Raw genomic sequence first — 14,476 nt, forward strand, 5'->3', positions numbered from 1 at the left:
TGCCGTCTTGTCGGCTCACGCTGTTCGCCGGTAGCTTGGCGACGGAGGCGCGCATGGGCCGCAAGCTGTTGATGATCGCGTTGCTTGGTCTTGGCCTGCTGGCCGGGCCCGTGGCGGGGGCCGAGCCCTTCAATCCCGAGCCCCTGCTCAGCCAGGCGATCGCCGGTGTGCGGCAGCGGGCCTATCGCAGTAATCATGTCGACTGGCCGGCGCTCGAGGCGCGGGTGCGGGCCGCCGCCGTCGGGGCCCGGGACGAACTCGATCTGCTGCCGGCCTATGTGGTGCTGCTGAACGGGCTTGGAGACGGCCACAGCTTTGTCCAGGTTCCGCCGGAGCGGCACAGGGCATACGCCGATCGCCACGGGCGCACCTTCTACATCGACTCCGGCGTGATGCGTCCGGTGAGCCCGTCGCAATCGGCCTTCATGAAGCGGCGGGTGCGTGAGGATCGGATGCTTGGTCTGCCCGGCCAGGGGCGGGTCCTGATGCTGGTCGTGCCATCGGTCAGTGGGCGCGGGCCGGAGGCCCAGGCCTATGCCGACGGCCTGTTCGCGTCCCTGGCCCAGGCGGGGCCGACGGCCTGCGGCTACATCCTCGATCTGCGGGGCAATACCGGCGGCAACATGTGGCCGATGGTCACCGGCCTGTCGCCGCTGCTGGGTGACGGCATGGGGCTGGGCGAAGAGGATGGGTACGGTCGCAAGTCGGTCTACGGCAAGCTGCGGGGCGGAGAGGCGATCATCGCCAACGGCGGCGGGACGGGGAACCGGCTGTTCGCCGTGCAGGGCTGGCGCGACCTTGGCCTGACCGGCGCGCCGGTCGCCATCCTGCAGGACGACGGGGTGATGAGTTCGGGCGAGGCGGTGCTGGCAGCTTTCAAGGGGCGGCGCGACACCCGCAGCTTCGGACAAAGGAGCCGGGGCCTGGCCAGCGCCAATGCCGGCTATCAGCTCCCGGACGGGACCAACCTGCTCATTACTGTCGCCATGATGACCGACCGCGACGGGCGGACCTATCCCGAGGGCTTTGCGCCGGACGAGATCGTGGCCGCCGGACCGGGCCTGGAGCGCGATCCGGAAGACGCCGTGGTCGAGGCGGCCAAGGCCTGGCTGGATCGCCAGCCGGCCTGCCGGTCGACCTGACCCATGGATCCGTTCGCCAGCCTCGCCGCCTTCTTTCTCGCCGCCGGTCTGCTGACCGTTACCCCGGGAGTCGATACCGCCCTGGTGCTGCGGACGGCGGCGGTCGAGGGGCCCCGGCGGGCCATGGCGGCAGGGGCGGGGATCATCCTGGGCGTAATGGTCTGGGCGGTGCTGACGGCGGTGGGGTTGTCGGCCCTGTTGGCGGTGTCGCGGACGGCCTATCTGGTGCTGCAGATCGCCGGGGTCGGTTACCTGCTGTTCCTGGGTGGGAGGATGCTGTGGTCGGCGTTGCGCGGCGGCGGCATGGCCCATGACGCGCCGTCGGCGGCGGCCAGTTCTACGGCGGGCTGGTTCCTGCGCGGGCTGATGACCAATCTGCTCAATCCCAAGGTCGGGGTCTTCTACGTCAGCTTCCTGCCGCAGTTCATTCCGGTCGGCGCCGACCCGCTTGGCTGGAGCCTTCTGCTGGCCGGGGTGCATGGGTTGCAGACGGTGGTCTGGTTCGGCGCCTTGATCGCCGCGACCCGGCCGCTGGGGCGGTGGCTGAAGAAGACGGCCGTGGTGCGCTGGCTGGACGGGGTGACCGGGGCGCTGCTGGTGGCGTTCGGCATCGGCCTGGCGCTGCAGCGGCGGGCGCCATGAATTCGCGACCCGATCCGGCCGGTTTCACGCCCGATCCCGACCTCGACTGGTGGGAGCGGCCGAGCCGGCTGTCGGGGGCGATCTTCAACGCCAAGGTGGCGGTGTTCCGGACCCGGCGCGGGCTGTTGAACCTGACCGCCGGGTTGAAACCCCTTCGGGCCGGGCCCAAGCCGGCCAACTATGTGCTGCTGGCCGAGGCGCGCAGCGGGCTGTGGACCGACGAACGCTCGCGCGAGCACAGGCATCAGCGGGGCAAGGTCGAGAACCTGCGGCGGGCGACGGCGGCGATCGGGTCGGGGATGCTTGAGGCCGGGCAGGTGTTCAGCTTCTGGCGGATCGTCGGCAAGGCGACGCGGCGGCGCGGCTATGTCGATGGGCGGATGATCCAGGAGGGCTGCCTGGTGCCGGCAGTCGGCGGCGGCCTCTGCCAGTTGTCGAACGCCCTCTACGATGTGGCGCAGCGGGCCGGATGCGAGATTCTCGAACGGCATGGTCATTCCAAGGTGGTGCCAGGATCGGCCTCGACGCACGGGCGTGACGCGACCGTGGCCTGGAACTATGTCGACCTGCGGTTCACCCATGCGTCGCCGCTGCATATCGAGACGCGGCTGACCGAGGGCGAACTGATCGTGCGGTTCAGCGGGCCCGCCGGTCAGGACGGGGTCGCGCCCAAGGGCTGTGCCGAGCCCGGAACAGGGCCGACGCGCGAGGCGCGCAGCTGCGATAGCTGCCAGCAGGTCAGCTGTTACCGGCATGAGGGCGTCAGCCCGGCGACGGCGTCTGCGCGCCAGGTCTGGCTGGTCGACGAAGCCTGGCCGGAGTTTCAGGCGCTTTGGGCGCAGCGGGCCGGGGCGGACGATGTCCTTGGCCTGCCGCTCGACGGCGGGCGTTGGGGGATGGCGCGCTATCTCTGGGCCGGCGCGCCGGCGGGGCGCACGAGGGATGCGATGCTGGCGGCGCTGGGGCGGTCGGCGGCGGTGCGGCGGCTGGCCACCAAGGGTCCGGAGCGGCGGCTGGCCGAACTGGCCGGGGCCGAGGCTATCGCCCGATCGCTGGAGCGACTGTTAACGCCGGACGACCTCGACGTGGTCGTAGCCCAGAGCTTGCTGCCGTATCTGTGGCGGCGGGGGCGGTTAGGCGGGCGGCGGTTCAGCGTGCTGATGACGCGGGCGCCGATGGGCGTGCTGCAGGCGCGGCTGGATGAGGCCCATGGGTGCGCGCCTGAACAGGCGAGTCTGGCCGATTTCCGGGCCGATCCGTCGCTGGTGGCGGCCGAGGCCCAGGCTCTGGCGGCGGCGCACAGGATCCTGACCCCGCACGCGGCGGTGGCGGTCCTGTTCGGCGAGCGGGCCGAGCGCCTGGCCTGGATCGCGCCAAACCGGGGCCCGGCCAGCGGGTCTGTCAGCCGACGGATTGCTTTTCCAGGACCGACGGCGGCCCGCAAGGGCGCCTGGGCTGTGCGCGAGGCCGCGCGGGCTCTGGACCTGGAGGTGGTGCGGGCCGGCTCGGAGCTGGAGGGCGCCGGATTCTGGGACAGGGTGAAGACCCTGCCGGCGGGCGGCGACTGGCTGGACGGCGTCGCGGTGGTGGTCCAGCCGGCCGTGGTCGAGGACAACCCGCGCCGCCTGCTCGGCGCCCTGGCGGCGGGCGTGCCGGTGATCGCCACGCCGGCCTGCGGTCTGGACCCTCAGGACGGGCTGACCTTGATCCCGCCGGGCAACGCGCCGGCCTTAATTGCGGCGCTGAAGTCGGTGATGGGCTGAAGGGACATTCCCGGAGGCCGCTATGCTCAACACCGCGCTCGCGCTTGCCCTGCTGCTCAGCGCCGATCCCGTTGATCCCTTCGAGCGACAGATCGCGCTTGGCCGGCTCTCGGCCATGGTCGGGGCCGCCGAGGCTGTCATGGGTGAAGGCGTCGACGAGGGCGAGGATGGCGCGGCCCAGTATGGTCGGCTCTATCGCACGACCCTGGAGCTTGAGGCCCTGCGGGCCCGGGCCTGCGGATCTGGACGGATTTCCGGCAAGGTCTGTCGACAAAGGTTCGCGCCAAAATGGCTGCGGCCGCCGGGTAGTTTCAACCCCACGCTCGAGCAGGTCTGGCGTTGGACCGACCAGCTTCAGGGCGAGGTGATGGACGTGACCGGGGCGGTCTGCGCCACCGCGCCGCCCGACCCCGAAGGGCCGGGCGCCTGTTCTGTGGAGTAGGGGGGCTTAGGCCGACATCCCGGCGACATGCCGTTCCAGCTGGTCCATGCCGGAATTGGTCCCCTGTTCAAAGCCGGCCCCGACGTGTTCGGCGTACATGCGTTGCGAGGCGAACACGGTGGTCGAGGTGACGGTGGTCTTGCCGTCCAGTTCGTCGAAGGTGATGGTCGTCGTCATCCGCTCGGCGCCGGGCATCTCGAAGCCGTTGTCCCACTTGATCAACCTGTCCGGTTCGATGGCCAGGTAGGTCCCGCCGAAGGGCGGATTCTGCACGCCGGTCGAGCCGGTCATCGCCATGCGCCACTTGCCGCCGACCCGGAAGTCCATCTCGCAGAAGGTCACCGGCCAGCCGACCGGGCCGAACCACCGCATGATATGCTCGCGCTCGGCATGGGCCTTGAACAGCAGCCGGGCCGGGGCGTCGAACACCCGGACAATGGTCAGAGTGCGGGCCGCAACGTTCGTGTCGTCACTCATCTTTAGCGTCCATATCCTTGAGTTGTTTCACATAATCATCGAGCCGCTCAAAGCTCTCTTCCCAGAAGCGGCGGTAGTCGCCGAGCCAGGCGTCGACCCCGGCCAGGGCCGCAGGGTCCAGCCGCACGGGGCGGAACTGGGCCTCGCGCCCCCTGGAGACCAGGCCGGCCCGCTCCAGCACCTTGAGGTGTTTAGAGATGGTCGGCTGCGCCAGGTCGAAGGCGTCGACCAGCTGGTTCACCGTCGCCTCGCGCCCGGCGATACGGGCCAGAATGGCGCGGCGGGTGGGGTCGGCGAGGGCGGCGAACACGCGGTCCAGGGTGTCGTCGGCGGCAGGCATGGTGCATTGCTCAACTTCAATATAGCCAGATGGCAATATAATGGTTGGGCTGTCAAGCGAAGGTGCGGGGCCGTGTCGCAGAGACAGCGACTCCGGGCTCCACTATTCGGGGCGCCTTGCCGTCTTCGAGTGAGCGTCCCGTCATGAACGAGCTGATCCGCGCCTGTTTTTCCGCCCGCTGGCTGTCGGGCGCCACGGTGTTCCTGGTCGCATGGATCATCGGCTCGAAGGCCGCCGAGGGTATGAGCGCCCTGCAGTGGCTGGGCGCCTTTGTCGCCCTGGCCGGCTCCATCGCCTGGGCGGTGATCGAGCAGGTCTGGCCCGCCCAGCGCCGCCTGCCGGCCGAAGACTAGTTACAATCGTAAAATTTGCTTGCTTCGGCGGTCGGGCCGCGCGAGGCTCTCCCTCAAGACCCCGGGGGAAACATCATGCGCCTGACATTCGGATTACTGCTGCTCGCGACCAGCCTGGCCCTGGCCGGCCCTTCGCTCGCCCAGGACACGGATGCCGACAAGGCCGAGTTCCTGGAGTTCATGGGCCGCAAGCCCGCCGCCGAGGTGACGCGCATCGCCGCCGAGGCCGATGCCAAGGGCATTCCGCTGGGCGCCAGGGAAAACCCGGTGCGGGTCGATGATCCGGCCGGCGAGCGCGACTATCTCAAACGGCTGCGCTGCTCGGACGGCAGTCGCCCGATGTTCGAGCGGGACGGCAGTGTCGGCGCCGGTCCCTACGGCTCGATCCTCGATCTCTACATAGTGGTCTGCAAGAGCGGCGCGCCGCTGGACGCCGCCGTCTACATGGACATGTACCATCCGACGCACGTCGAGACGCGAGCTGTGCCTGGATTTACACTCGCGCCACGCTAATCACGCGGAATTTCCTGATTCTTTCGGTGCTTATCCCCGCCTGTGACAGCAGGTCCGCTTGAATGCGCCTGCGAAGCGCCCAACTATCTCGGCAAAGGTACCCGTTCGTAACGGAACGTGTACGCCACGACGCCGATTATCGGGTCGTGGGCAGGAGACAGGTAAATGTCAGAACTTCGTACGCTTCCGGTGTTGCCGCTTCGGGACATCGTCGTATTCCCCCACATGGTCGTGCCGCTGTTCGTCGGCCGCGAGAAATCCGTCCGCGCCCTCGAAGAGGTGATGCGCGGCGACAAGCAGATCCTGCTGGCCACCCAGAAGAACAGCGCCGACGATGATCCGGCCGCTGACGCCATCTATGACGTCGGCGTGGTGGCCACCGTGCTGCAGCTGCTGAAGCTGCCCGACGGCACCGTCAAGGTGCTGGTCGAGGGCAAGCAGCGCGCGGCCGTCACCCGCTTCATCGGCTCCGAGGACTTCTACGAGGCGGAGGCCGCCATCCTCGACGAGGACGATGGCGAGGAGCATGAGGCTGAAGCCCTCAGCCGCGCCGTGGCCGAACAGTTCGAAGCCTACGTCAAGCTCAACAAGAAGATCCCGCCGGAAGCCCTGGCGTCGATCCCGCACATCACCGAGCCCGGCAAGCTGGCCGACAGCATCGCCGCCCACCTGTCGGTGAAGATCGGCGACAAGCAGCAGCTGCTCGAGCTGTTCAACGTCGTGAAGCGGCTGGAGAAGGTGTTCTCGCTGATGGAAGGCGAGATTTCCGTCCTGCAGGTCGAGAAGAAGATCCGCAGCCGCGTGAAGCGGCAGATGGAGAAGACCCAGCGCGAGTACTATCTCAACGAACAGATGAAGGCGATCCAGCGCGAGCTGGGCGACCAGGACGACGGTCGCGACGAACTCATCGAGCTCGAAAAGCGCATCAAGAAGACCCGGCTCTCCAAGGAGGCCCGCACCAAGGCCGAAGGCGAGCTGAAGAAGCTGCGCAACATGAGCCCGATGTCGGCCGAAAGCACGGTGGTGCGCAACTACCTCGACTGGCTGCTCTCGATCCCGTGGGGCAAGGCCAAGCCGAAGAAGATCGACATCGCCAAGGCCGAGGCCATCCTCGAAGAGGATCACTACGGCCTGGAGAAGGTGAAGGAGCGCATCCTCGAGTACCTGGCGGTCCAGTCGCGGACCAACAGCCTCAAGGGCCCCATCCTCTGCCTCGTCGGCCCGCCCGGCGTCGGCAAGACTTCGCTCGGCCGTTCGATCGCCAAGGCGACCAGCCGTGAGTTCGTGCGCCTGTCGCTCGGCGGCGTGCGCGACGAGGCCGAGATCCGCGGTCACCGTCGGACCTACATCGGCTCGATGCCCGGCAAGATCATCCAGTCGATGAAGAAGGCCAAGGCGGTCGACCCGTTCTTCCTGTTCGACGAGATCGACAAGATGGGCAGCGACTATCGCGGCGATCCGTCCTCGGCCCTGCTCGAGGTGCTGGACCCGGCCCAGAACTCGACCTTCGCCGACCACTATCTCGAGGTCGACTACGACCTGTCGCAGACGATGTTCGTCACCACGGCCAACAGCCTCAACATGCCCCAACCCCTGCTGGACCGCATGGAGATCATCCGCATCCCCGGCTACACCGAGGCCGAGAAGATCGAGATCGCCAAGCGGCACGTGCTGCCCAAGCTGACCAAGGACCACGGCCTGACGCCGGAAGACTTCGTCGTGCCCGAAAAGGCCATCCAGGACCTGATCCGCTACTACACCCGGGAAGCCGGCGTGCGGTCGCTGGAGCGGGAACTGGGCAACCTGGCGCGGAAGGCCGTGCGCGATCTGGCCCGTGAGGACGTCAAGTCGATCACCATCGACGACGAACGCCTGGCCAAGTACGCCGGCATCCAGAAGTACCGCTACGGCGAGACGGACGAGGAAGACCAGGTCGGTATTGTCACCGGTCTGGCCTGGACCGAGTTCGGCGGCGAAATCCTGACCATCGAGGCGGTCAAGATGCCCGGCAAGGGCCGCATGTCGATCACCGGCAATCTCAAGGACGTCATGAAGGAGTCCATCGCCGCGGCGAACTCCTACGTGCGGTCGCGCTCGACCAAGTTCGGCATCAAGCCGCCGCAGTTCGAGAAGACCGACGTCCACGTCCACGTTCCGGAAGGCGCCACGCCCAAGGACGGGCCGTCGGCCGGCGTCGCCATGGCCATCGCCATCATTTCGGTGCTGACCGGCATTCCGATCCGCAAGGACATCGCCATGACCGGGGAGGTGACCCTGCGGGGCCGCGTCCTGCCGATCGGCGGCCTGAAGGAAAAGTTGCTGGCCGCCCTGCGCTCGGGGATCAAGACCGTCCTCATCCCGCAGGAGAACGAGAAGGACCTGGCCGACGTGCCGCAGACGGTGAAGGACGCCCTCGAAATCGTCCCGATCTCGACGGTGGATCAAGCCATTGCGCGGGCTCTGACCAGTGCTCCGGTCGCCATCGAGTGGTCGGAAGACGACGAGCCGGTTGTTGCGCCTGCGAAGGCCGAAGAAGCGGACGGGGATGCCGTGATTACCCACTAAGGGTAAACATTGGTATGTGAACGTCGATAATGTGCGCGGCCCGGGGCGACTCGGGCCGCGTTTCTTTTGACGGCCTGCCGCCAGCCTTCATAATCGTTGCAGGCGAGGGGGCTCGCGCCAGACGCGAACGCCGCGCCGCACAACGGATTTCTGCTGGGAGACTGCGTATGACGAAGGCCGAACTGGTCGCCGCGATCGCGGACGGCGCGGGATTGAACAAGACCCAGGCGGGGGCCGCCCTCGAAGCCTTCACCGCGGCGGTGACCGCTTCGCTCAAGAAGGGCGAGGACGTGCGTCTGGTCGGCTTTGGCGCCTTCAAGGCCGTCTCCCGCGCGGCGGGCACGGCCCGCAATCCGCGCACCGGCGAGACCGTCAAGCGCCCGGCCAGCAAGACCGCCCGCTTCCAGGTCGGCGAAGGCCTGAAGTCCGCCCTCAACGGCTGATCTCTGGACGCGCCGGCAGGGCGCTCGCGCGATCCCAGGATGCTGGATCTGGCCCTGTCGGTGCGCCGACCTGGGGAGTGATCGATATGCCGGTCAAGCCATTTCTGCTGTGCGCCCTGATCGTCGCCGTATCCGGGCCAGGCTATGGGGCGATGCCCGCCCACGCCCAAACCGGGCCCTCATCCTTGAGCGTCTGCAACCAATCGATCGTCAGCGTGATTCTGGCGGTCAGCTACCGCGAGGCGCCGGGATCGTCGCGATGGGTGGCCGAGGGATGGCGCCACGTCGACGTCGACACCTGCGTCACGCTGCAGGTCCCGAGCCATGACGATTTCTATCTGTACGCCTCCGACGCCGACACGGTCTGGGGCGGCGAGACGTTGATCTGCGTTGATCGCGCCCATGGCTTTCGGCGTGTCTACACGCCGGGCCAAGCCTGCACCGACGGCGTGATGTTCGGCTTCTCGAAGGAAAACATGCAGGGCAAAACCAGCGACACGATCAATCTCACCGAGGATTGGTGAGCGAACGCCGCTCTTGCAAAGCCGTTGAAATGGAGGCCTCATTCCCGCAGGTCTGATCCTGCGGGGTTTGAGCATGTCCGTCTATCGACCTGTTACAGCGGCGATGGCCGCGCTTCTGCTGGCGGCCACCCTAGCGCCGTTGGCCACTGCCCAGAGCAACACGTCCTCGCCGCGCGCCGGCTATGTGGACGTGAGCTTCTGTAACAAGACTTCCGGAAGGATCTATCTGTCGGTCGGCTACCGGGAAGCGCCCGGCTCGGAGCGCTGGGTGGTCGAGGGGTGGAAGCTGATCAACGGCAACAGCTGCATCCTGTTGAGCCTGCCCAACGACGGCAAGATTTACGACTATGCCGAGGATGAGAGTGACGGCGACTGGGGCGGCGATTTCACCCTCTGCGTCGAGCGACCGGGGCCGTTCAAGCGGATCAATACGGCGGACTACAGTTGCGCCGGCGACCTGCTTGTCGGCTTTGGCGTGACCGACGTCACCGGCCTGGCGACCAAGACCATCAACTATAACCCGTAAGGCTTCCGTCCGGGAGCCGCAGCGGCTACATCCCACCGGCGCGGGCGACTAGCTCAGCTGGTTAGAGCATCTCGTTTACACCGAGAGGGTCGGCGGTTCGAATCCGTCGTCGCCCACCAATCCTTTGGGGGATCGCGCAATCACCGCCGCCACCAGCGCCTTCATCCTCGTCGTTGCCTTCCTGACCGCGGTGCTGACCGGGGTGTTCGGGCTGGCGGGCGGGCTGGTGCTGATGGGGGCGTTGGCGCTGGTGCTGCCGGTGTCGGCGGCCTTCGTGACGCATGGGGTGATCCAGATCGTCGCCAACGGCTCGCGGGCGATCCTGCATCGAAAGCACCTGAATTGGCGGATCATCGGCCTCTATGCGGCGGGCGCTCTCGTAGCCGGGATCATCGTCACACTGGTCAGCTACAGCCCATCTAAGCCGCTGCTGTTCCTGCTTCTCGGCCTGTGCCCGATCCTGGTCTGGCTGCCTCGGGGTTGGCTGTCGCTGGATGCGGCCAAACCGCCACAGGCGCTGGCCTGCGGGCTGCTGGTCACGGGGTTGAACCTGCTGGCCGGGGTGGCCGGGCCGCTGCTCGACATCTTCTTCGTGCGCACGGAGATGACCCGCCACCAGATCGTCGCGACCAAGGCCGGGACCCAGGTGTTCAGTCATCTGGCCAAGGTGGTGGTGTTCGGCGCGCCGCTGCTGCGGCTGGGCGGGGAGGGGGTTCCGCCCTGGTGGGTGTTCGTCCTCGCGGCCCCGCTGTCGATCGCCGGGACCATGGTCGGGGGGAAGATCCTCGACCGGCTGACCGACGTGTCCTTCCTCAAATGGACGCGCTGGATCGTGACCGCAGTGGGGGCGGTCTATCTTTATCAGGCCTGGAGGCTGTTTCAGGCCTGAGGCCCCAATCCAGTCGAAGGCGCCGTGCGTAGATATGGACATGATCCTTCTCGCCGCCGCCGTGGCCCTTGGCTTGAGCGTCTGGATGACCATGGCCTGGTCGTACCAGCGGGCGGTGGCCAATGGCGGCTGGACCGACGTCTTCTGGAGCTTCGGCATGGGACCCGCCGGGGCGGTCGCCGCCCTCTGGCCGCTTGGGGGTGAGACGAGTCCGCGCCAGTGGATCGCCGGCGGATTGATCCTGATCTGGTCATTGCGGCTGGGCGCGCATCTGCGACGCCGGGTGTCGGAAGCGCCGGACGAGGACCCGCGCTACGCCGGTTTCCGCAAGGCCTGGGGCGCGCGCTTTCAGCGGCGGATGTTCGGCTTCCTGCAGTCGCAGGCGGTGGCGGGGGCCTTGCTGTGTCTGGCCATCCTGGTGGCGGCTCGCAATCCCGCGCCAGGCCTGGCCTGGAGCGATATCGCGGCGGGGCTGATCATGGTCGGCGGCATCGCCGGCGAGAGCCTGGCGGACGCGCAACTGGCGCGGTTCAAGCGGGACCCCAAGAACAAGGGCAAGGTCTGCGACGTCGGCCTGTGGGGCTGGTCGCGGCATCCCAACTATTTCTTTGAGTGGACCATCTGGCTGGCGTGGCCGGTGATGGCCCTGGGAACATCGCTGACAGCCTGGCCCTGGGGCTGGCTGGCGCTGATCGGGCCGGCCTTCATGGCCTGGCTGCTGATCAAGGTCTCCGGCGTGCCGCCGCTCGAGCAGGCCATGCTGAAATCGCGGGGCCAGGCCTACGCCGACTACCAGGCCCGTGTGTCTTCCTTCTTCCCCCTGCCGCCGAAAGCGTAAGCCCATGGATCTCCTGAAGACCGCCATCAATGCCGCCGAGAGCCTTCCCGCGCCCGACATGATCCGCAAGGCGGCGATCAGCTGGCTGGTCGAGAAGCAGCGGCTGGAACTGCTGGGCCTGCCGGACAGTCTGCCGGGGCAATTCGCCCAGGACATGCGGACCCGCGCCATCGCCGAGCACACCGACGCCGCCAACGACCAGCACTATGAGGTGCCGGCAGAGTTCTTCCGCATCGTGCTGGGGCCGAGGCTGAAGTACTCAAGCTGCCTCTATGACCAGGGTGCGCGGACCCTGTCCCAGGCCGAGGACCGGGCCCTGACGGTGACCTGCGAGCATGCGCGGCTGGAGGATGGCATGGACATCCTCGAGCTTGGCTGTGGCTGGGGTTCGCTGTCCCTGTGGATGGCGGCGCGGTACCCAAACGCGCGGATCACCAGCGTGTCCAACTCCCACGGCCAGCGCGAGCATATCGAGGCCCAGGCGCGGGCGCGGGGCTATGACAACCTCAAGGTCATCACGGCCGACGCCAATGTCTTCCAGCCGGACGGGACGTTCGACCGGGTGGTGTCGGTCGAGATGTTCGAGCACATGGCCAACTGGGGCCAGCTGCTGGGCCGGGTGCGCGACTGGCTGAAGCCCGAGGGGCGGCTGTTCATCCACATCTTCAGCCATCGCTCGCAGCCCTACCGGTTCAGCCACGAGGACCAGGACGACTGGATCGGGAAGTACTTCTTCACCGGCGGCTTCATGCCCAGCCACGACCTGATCCGCGATTTCGGCGACCTGTTCGAGGTCATCGAGGACTGGAAATGGAACGGCGGCCATTATGAGAAGACGGCCCTGGACTGGCTGGCCAACATGGACCGCGAGGACCTGGCCGTGCGGCGGATCATGAAGGCGACCTATGGCGACCAGGCAGGCGTCTGGCGGCGGCGCTGGCGACTGTTCTTCCTGGCCACGGCCGGGCTGTTCGGCCATCGCGACGGGCAGGAGTGGGGCGTGAGTCACTACCTGCTGCGGCCGGTGCGCTAGACCCAGTCCCGTCGGAAGATGATGGTCGGCTCGCCGTGGTAGGTGGTGTGAGCCAGTTCCTGGAAGCCGAGCTTTTCGGCGACGCGGATCGAGGGGCCGTTGCCCGGTGAGATGATACAGCAGGTGGGGGCGGTGAAGACCGACTGGCCCCAGGCGATGGCGCCGGCGATGGCCTCCGTCGCATAGCCCTTGCCGTGCGACCAGGGCATCAGGGCCCAGCCCATTTCCGGCATGCCGGCAAGGCTGGGGGAGATGTCACGGTGGAAGTCGGCGAAGCCGGCCTCGCCGACGAAGCGGCCCGAAGATTTTTCGACGATAGCCCAGAAGCCGTAGCCCAGGGCTTGCCAGTGGCCGACGTAGCGCAGCGTGCGGGCCCAGACCTCTTCGCCACTGGCCGGCCGGCCGCCGATGAAGCGGGTGACCTCGGGATCGCTCCAGAGGCTGAGGCAGGCGTCGAAGTCGTCGGGAGTATGGCCGCGCAGGATGAGGCGTTCGGTTTCGAGCACCGGCGCGGCGGAGAGGGCAGGAGTCACTCGGTGGCTCACCCGGAAATAATCAGAAAGAGAAAGGGCCGGTCCCTGATGGAACCGGCCCTTGGAAGCTCTTAGTCGAGGCGGAGGTTGGTCGCCGAGGTCTTGCCGCTGCGACGATCCTGCTCGAGGTCGTAGGAGACGGCCTGGCCTTCGTTGAGGCCACGCAGGCCGGCTTGCTCAACCGCCGAGATGTGGACGAACACGTCGCCGCCACCGTCGTTGGGCTGGATGAAGCCGAAGCCCTTGGTGCCGTTGAACCACTTGACCACGCCCGAACCCGGACCGGCCGGTTCACGCGAGCCACCGCCGCCACCGCCGGCGCGGGGGCCGTCGAAGGAGCGCGGCGGACGATCGAACGAGCGTTGCGGACGGTCGAAACCGCCACGGGCGCCGCCGCTCGGGGGCGGGCCGCTGCCGGTGACAACCAGTTGGCCGGCCGACAGTTTGCCGCTGCGGCGGTCCTGTTCCAGCTCGTAGTTGACTTGATCGCCGTCGTTCAGGCCATGCAGGCCAGCTTGCTCGACTGCCGAGATGTGGACGAAGACATCGCTGCCCCCATCATCGGGTTGGATGAAGCCAAAACCCTTGGCCCCGTTGAACCATTTGACCGTACCGCGCGCCATGTAGTCGTCCTAGTAGAGTAGTGGCCGCCCGCGGGCGGCCGAGAATTCCGCCACGATGGCGGGATCGACCGGTGGATTTAGCCGCATAGTGGCAAGAGCGCTAGATGTTACCGTGCCGTTCGGGCGAACGACGTTTGAAGTTTTTCACGCCCTGCTTTGAGCTATCTCCCTTCCGCACCCTGAGGTTGGGCGCCGCATGTGGCGGAAGGGAGGCAGGTCGGCTCACTTTTCGGCGGCGGCCTTCATGTCGGCCAGGCCCTTGTCGAAGTCCTTTCCGAGGGTCTTGTCCATGCCCATCAGGGTGTCCATGACCTTGAACATCAGGGGAGATTTGCCTGTCATGGCCCAGGTCACCCTTGTGCCGTCACCGACGGGTTCGAGGTCGAAAGTGGCGGTGTTGCTGGCCGGGAAGGGCTTGGTGAAGTCGAGCGCGATGGCGACGCGGCGAGCGGGCGTCGCCTCCTTGATCTTCATGGAGCCCGTTCCGGCCTTCTTGCCGTCCCAGCTGTAGGTTCCGCCGAGGCCCGCGGCCGGTTCGCCGAAGGTGCGGCTCATGTCCGGGTCGAGTTTCTCGAACGGCGACCACTGGCCCCACTGATGGAAGTCCTGGATCAGGGCGTAGACCTTCTCCGGCGGGGCGTTGATGGTCGTGCTGCGCTGGATGACGAAGGTGTCGGGCTTTGTGCTGGCGAAGGCCACCAGGCCGATGATGGCAAGGGCGATGACGCCGAGCACGATGAGGATGATCTTGAGCATTGCGGTTGTCCCGAACTCTTGATGATACGGACGTGTAGGCGTCTTTCTCGACGGTCTGATTGAACGCCCACCTG

At 67.2% G+C, this 14,476-nt stretch carries 18 protein-coding genes, 1 tRNA gene and 1 pseudogene; 14 read left to right on the top strand and 6 right to left on the bottom strand.

Annotated features, from left to right (window positions below):
• The first annotated feature begins 53 nt into the window (after positions 1 to 53).
• The 4 genes from AC2YG9_RS21020 to AC2YG9_RS21035 are packed head-to-tail and all read left to right on the top strand — an operon-like array spanning position 54 to position 3,989.
• A complete protein-coding gene (locus AC2YG9_RS21020; protein WP_487299956.1) occupies positions 54 to 1,142 on the top strand; it encodes a S41 family peptidase in 1,089 nt (362 codons plus the stop codon).
• Between the two features lie 3 nt (positions 1,143 to 1,145).
• Positions 1,146 to 1,784, top strand: coding sequence for a LysE family translocator (locus AC2YG9_RS21025; RefSeq protein WP_487299957.1), 639 nt, complete (start codon positions 1,146 to 1,148; stop codon positions 1,782 to 1,784).
• A complete protein-coding gene (locus AC2YG9_RS21030; RefSeq protein WP_487299958.1) occupies positions 1,781 to 3,547 on the top strand; it encodes a VanW family protein in 1,767 nt (588 codons plus the stop codon). The genes AC2YG9_RS21025 and AC2YG9_RS21030 overlap by 4 nt, the downstream gene beginning before the upstream one ends.
• Positions 3,548 to 3,569: 22 nt before the next feature.
• Entirely contained in the window at positions 3,570 to 3,989 is a 420-nt protein-coding gene (locus AC2YG9_RS21035; RefSeq protein WP_487299959.1) for a hypothetical protein, read from the top strand.
• A gap of 6 nt (positions 3,990 to 3,995) precedes the next feature.
• Here AC2YG9_RS21035 and AC2YG9_RS21040 read toward each other — a convergent pair whose 3' ends face one another.
• Both AC2YG9_RS21040 and AC2YG9_RS21045 read right to left on the bottom strand, forming a co-directional pair.
• Positions 3,996 to 4,466 (bottom strand): SRPBCC family protein, encoded by a 471-nt coding sequence (locus AC2YG9_RS21040; protein WP_487299960.1) that lies wholly within the window; start codon positions 4,464 to 4,466, stop codon positions 3,996 to 3,998.
• On the bottom strand, positions 4,459 to 4,806 hold the full coding sequence (locus AC2YG9_RS21045; protein ID WP_487299961.1) for an ArsR/SmtB family transcription factor: 348 nt from the start codon (positions 4,804 to 4,806) through the stop codon (positions 4,459 to 4,461). The genes AC2YG9_RS21040 and AC2YG9_RS21045 overlap by 8 nt, the downstream gene beginning before the upstream one ends.
• Positions 4,807 to 4,949: 143 nt before the next feature.
• Between AC2YG9_RS21045 and AC2YG9_RS21050 the strand changes: the two genes are divergently transcribed.
• The 10 genes from AC2YG9_RS21050 to AC2YG9_RS21095 all read left to right on the top strand — a co-directional run bounded on the left by AC2YG9_RS21050 (position 4,950) and on the right by AC2YG9_RS21095 (position 12,490).
• The gene (locus tag AC2YG9_RS21050) at positions 4,950 to 5,159 is read left to right on the top strand and encodes a hypothetical protein (RefSeq protein ID WP_487299962.1); all 210 of its coding nucleotides are present in this window, start codon (positions 4,950 to 4,952) and stop codon (positions 5,157 to 5,159) included.
• A 75-nt stretch (positions 5,160 to 5,234) separates the two neighbouring features.
• The gene (locus tag AC2YG9_RS21055) at positions 5,235 to 5,672 is read left to right on the top strand and encodes a hypothetical protein (RefSeq protein WP_487299963.1); all 438 of its coding nucleotides are present in this window, start codon (positions 5,235 to 5,237) and stop codon (positions 5,670 to 5,672) included.
• A 165-nt stretch (positions 5,673 to 5,837) separates the two neighbouring features.
• A complete protein-coding gene (lon, locus tag AC2YG9_RS21060; RefSeq protein ID WP_487299964.1) occupies positions 5,838 to 8,237 on the top strand; it encodes an endopeptidase La in 2,400 nt (799 codons plus the stop codon).
• Positions 8,238 to 8,404: 167 nt separating this feature from the next.
• On the top strand, positions 8,405 to 8,680 hold the full coding sequence (locus AC2YG9_RS21065; protein WP_271065445.1) for an HU family DNA-binding protein: 276 nt from the start codon (positions 8,405 to 8,407) through the stop codon (positions 8,678 to 8,680).
• A gap of 86 nt (positions 8,681 to 8,766) precedes the next feature.
• Complete coding sequence (locus tag AC2YG9_RS21070) at positions 8,767 to 9,204, top strand: DUF1036 domain-containing protein (RefSeq protein ID WP_487299965.1); 438 nt, start codon at positions 8,767 to 8,769, stop codon at positions 9,202 to 9,204.
• Positions 9,205 to 9,277: 73 nt separating this feature from the next.
• Positions 9,278 to 9,730, top strand: a complete 453-nt coding sequence (locus tag AC2YG9_RS21075; RefSeq protein ID WP_487299966.1) for a DUF1036 domain-containing protein — start codon at positions 9,278 to 9,280, stop codon at positions 9,728 to 9,730.
• A 42-nt stretch (positions 9,731 to 9,772) separates the two neighbouring features.
• A tRNA-Val gene (locus AC2YG9_RS21080) sits at positions 9,773 to 9,849 on the top strand.
• Positions 9,850 to 9,854: 5 nt separating this feature from the next.
• On the top strand, positions 9,855 to 10,619 hold the full coding sequence (locus tag AC2YG9_RS21085) for a TSUP family transporter (protein ID WP_487299967.1): 765 nt from the start codon (positions 9,855 to 9,857) through the stop codon (positions 10,617 to 10,619).
• A 40-nt stretch (positions 10,620 to 10,659) separates the two neighbouring features.
• A complete protein-coding gene (locus AC2YG9_RS21090) occupies positions 10,660 to 11,457 on the top strand; it encodes a DUF1295 domain-containing protein (RefSeq protein WP_487299968.1) in 798 nt (265 codons plus the stop codon).
• A gap of 4 nt (positions 11,458 to 11,461) precedes the next feature.
• Positions 11,462 to 12,490, top strand: a complete 1,029-nt coding sequence (locus AC2YG9_RS21095; protein WP_487299969.1) for an SAM-dependent methyltransferase — start codon at positions 11,462 to 11,464, stop codon at positions 12,488 to 12,490.
• On the opposite strand, the gene AC2YG9_RS21100 is transcribed toward AC2YG9_RS21095, so the two are convergent.
• The 4 genes and pseudogenes from AC2YG9_RS21100 to AC2YG9_RS21115 form a co-directional block, all read right to left on the bottom strand.
• Positions 12,487 to 13,023 carry a GNAT family N-acetyltransferase gene (locus tag AC2YG9_RS21100; protein ID WP_487299970.1) on the bottom strand — a complete coding sequence of 179 codons (537 nt, stop codon included), beginning with the start codon at positions 13,021 to 13,023 and terminating at the stop codon, positions 12,487 to 12,489. The two genes, AC2YG9_RS21095 and AC2YG9_RS21100, sit on opposite strands and share 4 nt — an antisense overlap.
• Before the next feature lie 71 nt (positions 13,024 to 13,094).
• Positions 13,095 to 13,292 (bottom strand): cold-shock protein, encoded by a 198-nt coding sequence (locus AC2YG9_RS21105; protein ID WP_487300086.1) that lies wholly within the window; start codon positions 13,290 to 13,292, stop codon positions 13,095 to 13,097.
• A gap of 156 nt (positions 13,293 to 13,448) precedes the next feature.
• Positions 13,449 to 13,646, bottom strand: a pseudogene (locus AC2YG9_RS21110) (cold-shock protein); the annotation flags it as partial.
• 222 nt (positions 13,647 to 13,868) lie between these two features.
• Positions 13,869 to 14,402: an SRPBCC family protein gene (locus AC2YG9_RS21115; RefSeq protein WP_487299971.1), complete on the bottom strand. Its 534-nt coding sequence runs from the start codon at positions 14,400 to 14,402 to the stop codon at positions 13,869 to 13,871.
• Positions 14,403 to 14,476: the final 74 nt, after the last annotated feature.

The organism is Caulobacter sp. SRI_014 (assembly GCF_057586315.1).

What these genes read in the sequence shown, in the direction of transcription:
- AC2YG9_RS21020 (WP_487299956.1), top strand. Translation starts at nt 54, where the DNA reads ATGGGCCGCAAGCTGTTGATGATCGCGTTGCTTGGTCTTGGCCTGCTG.
- AC2YG9_RS21025 (WP_487299957.1), top strand. Translation starts at nt 1,146, where the DNA reads ATGGATCCGTTCGCCAGCCTCGCCGCCTTCTTTCTCGCCGCCGGTCTG.
- AC2YG9_RS21030 (WP_487299958.1), top strand. Translation starts at nt 1,781, where the DNA reads ATGAATTCGCGACCCGATCCGGCCGGTTTCACGCCCGATCCCGACCTC.
- AC2YG9_RS21035 (WP_487299959.1), top strand. Translation starts at nt 3,570, where the DNA reads ATGCTCAACACCGCGCTCGCGCTTGCCCTGCTGCTCAGCGCCGATCCC.
- AC2YG9_RS21040 (WP_487299960.1), bottom strand. Translation starts at nt 4,466, where the DNA reads ATGAGTGACGACACGAACGTTGCGGCCCGCACTCTGACCATTGTCCGG.
- AC2YG9_RS21045 (WP_487299961.1), bottom strand. Translation starts at nt 4,806, where the DNA reads ATGCCTGCCGCCGACGACACCCTGGACCGCGTGTTCGCCGCCCTCGCC.
- AC2YG9_RS21050 (WP_487299962.1), top strand. Translation starts at nt 4,950, where the DNA reads ATGAACGAGCTGATCCGCGCCTGTTTTTCCGCCCGCTGGCTGTCGGGC.
- AC2YG9_RS21055 (WP_487299963.1), top strand. Translation starts at nt 5,235, where the DNA reads ATGCGCCTGACATTCGGATTACTGCTGCTCGCGACCAGCCTGGCCCTG.
- lon (WP_487299964.1), top strand. Translation starts at nt 5,838, where the DNA reads ATGTCAGAACTTCGTACGCTTCCGGTGTTGCCGCTTCGGGACATCGTC.
- AC2YG9_RS21065 (WP_271065445.1), top strand. Translation starts at nt 8,405, where the DNA reads ATGACGAAGGCCGAACTGGTCGCCGCGATCGCGGACGGCGCGGGATTG.
- AC2YG9_RS21070 (WP_487299965.1), top strand. Translation starts at nt 8,767, where the DNA reads ATGCCGGTCAAGCCATTTCTGCTGTGCGCCCTGATCGTCGCCGTATCC.
- AC2YG9_RS21075 (WP_487299966.1), top strand. Translation starts at nt 9,278, where the DNA reads ATGTCCGTCTATCGACCTGTTACAGCGGCGATGGCCGCGCTTCTGCTG.
- AC2YG9_RS21090 (WP_487299968.1), top strand. Translation starts at nt 10,660, where the DNA reads ATGATCCTTCTCGCCGCCGCCGTGGCCCTTGGCTTGAGCGTCTGGATG.
- AC2YG9_RS21095 (WP_487299969.1), top strand. Translation starts at nt 11,462, where the DNA reads ATGGATCTCCTGAAGACCGCCATCAATGCCGCCGAGAGCCTTCCCGCG.
- AC2YG9_RS21115 (WP_487299971.1), bottom strand. Translation starts at nt 14,402, where the DNA reads ATGCTCAAGATCATCCTCATCGTGCTCGGCGTCATCGCCCTTGCCATC.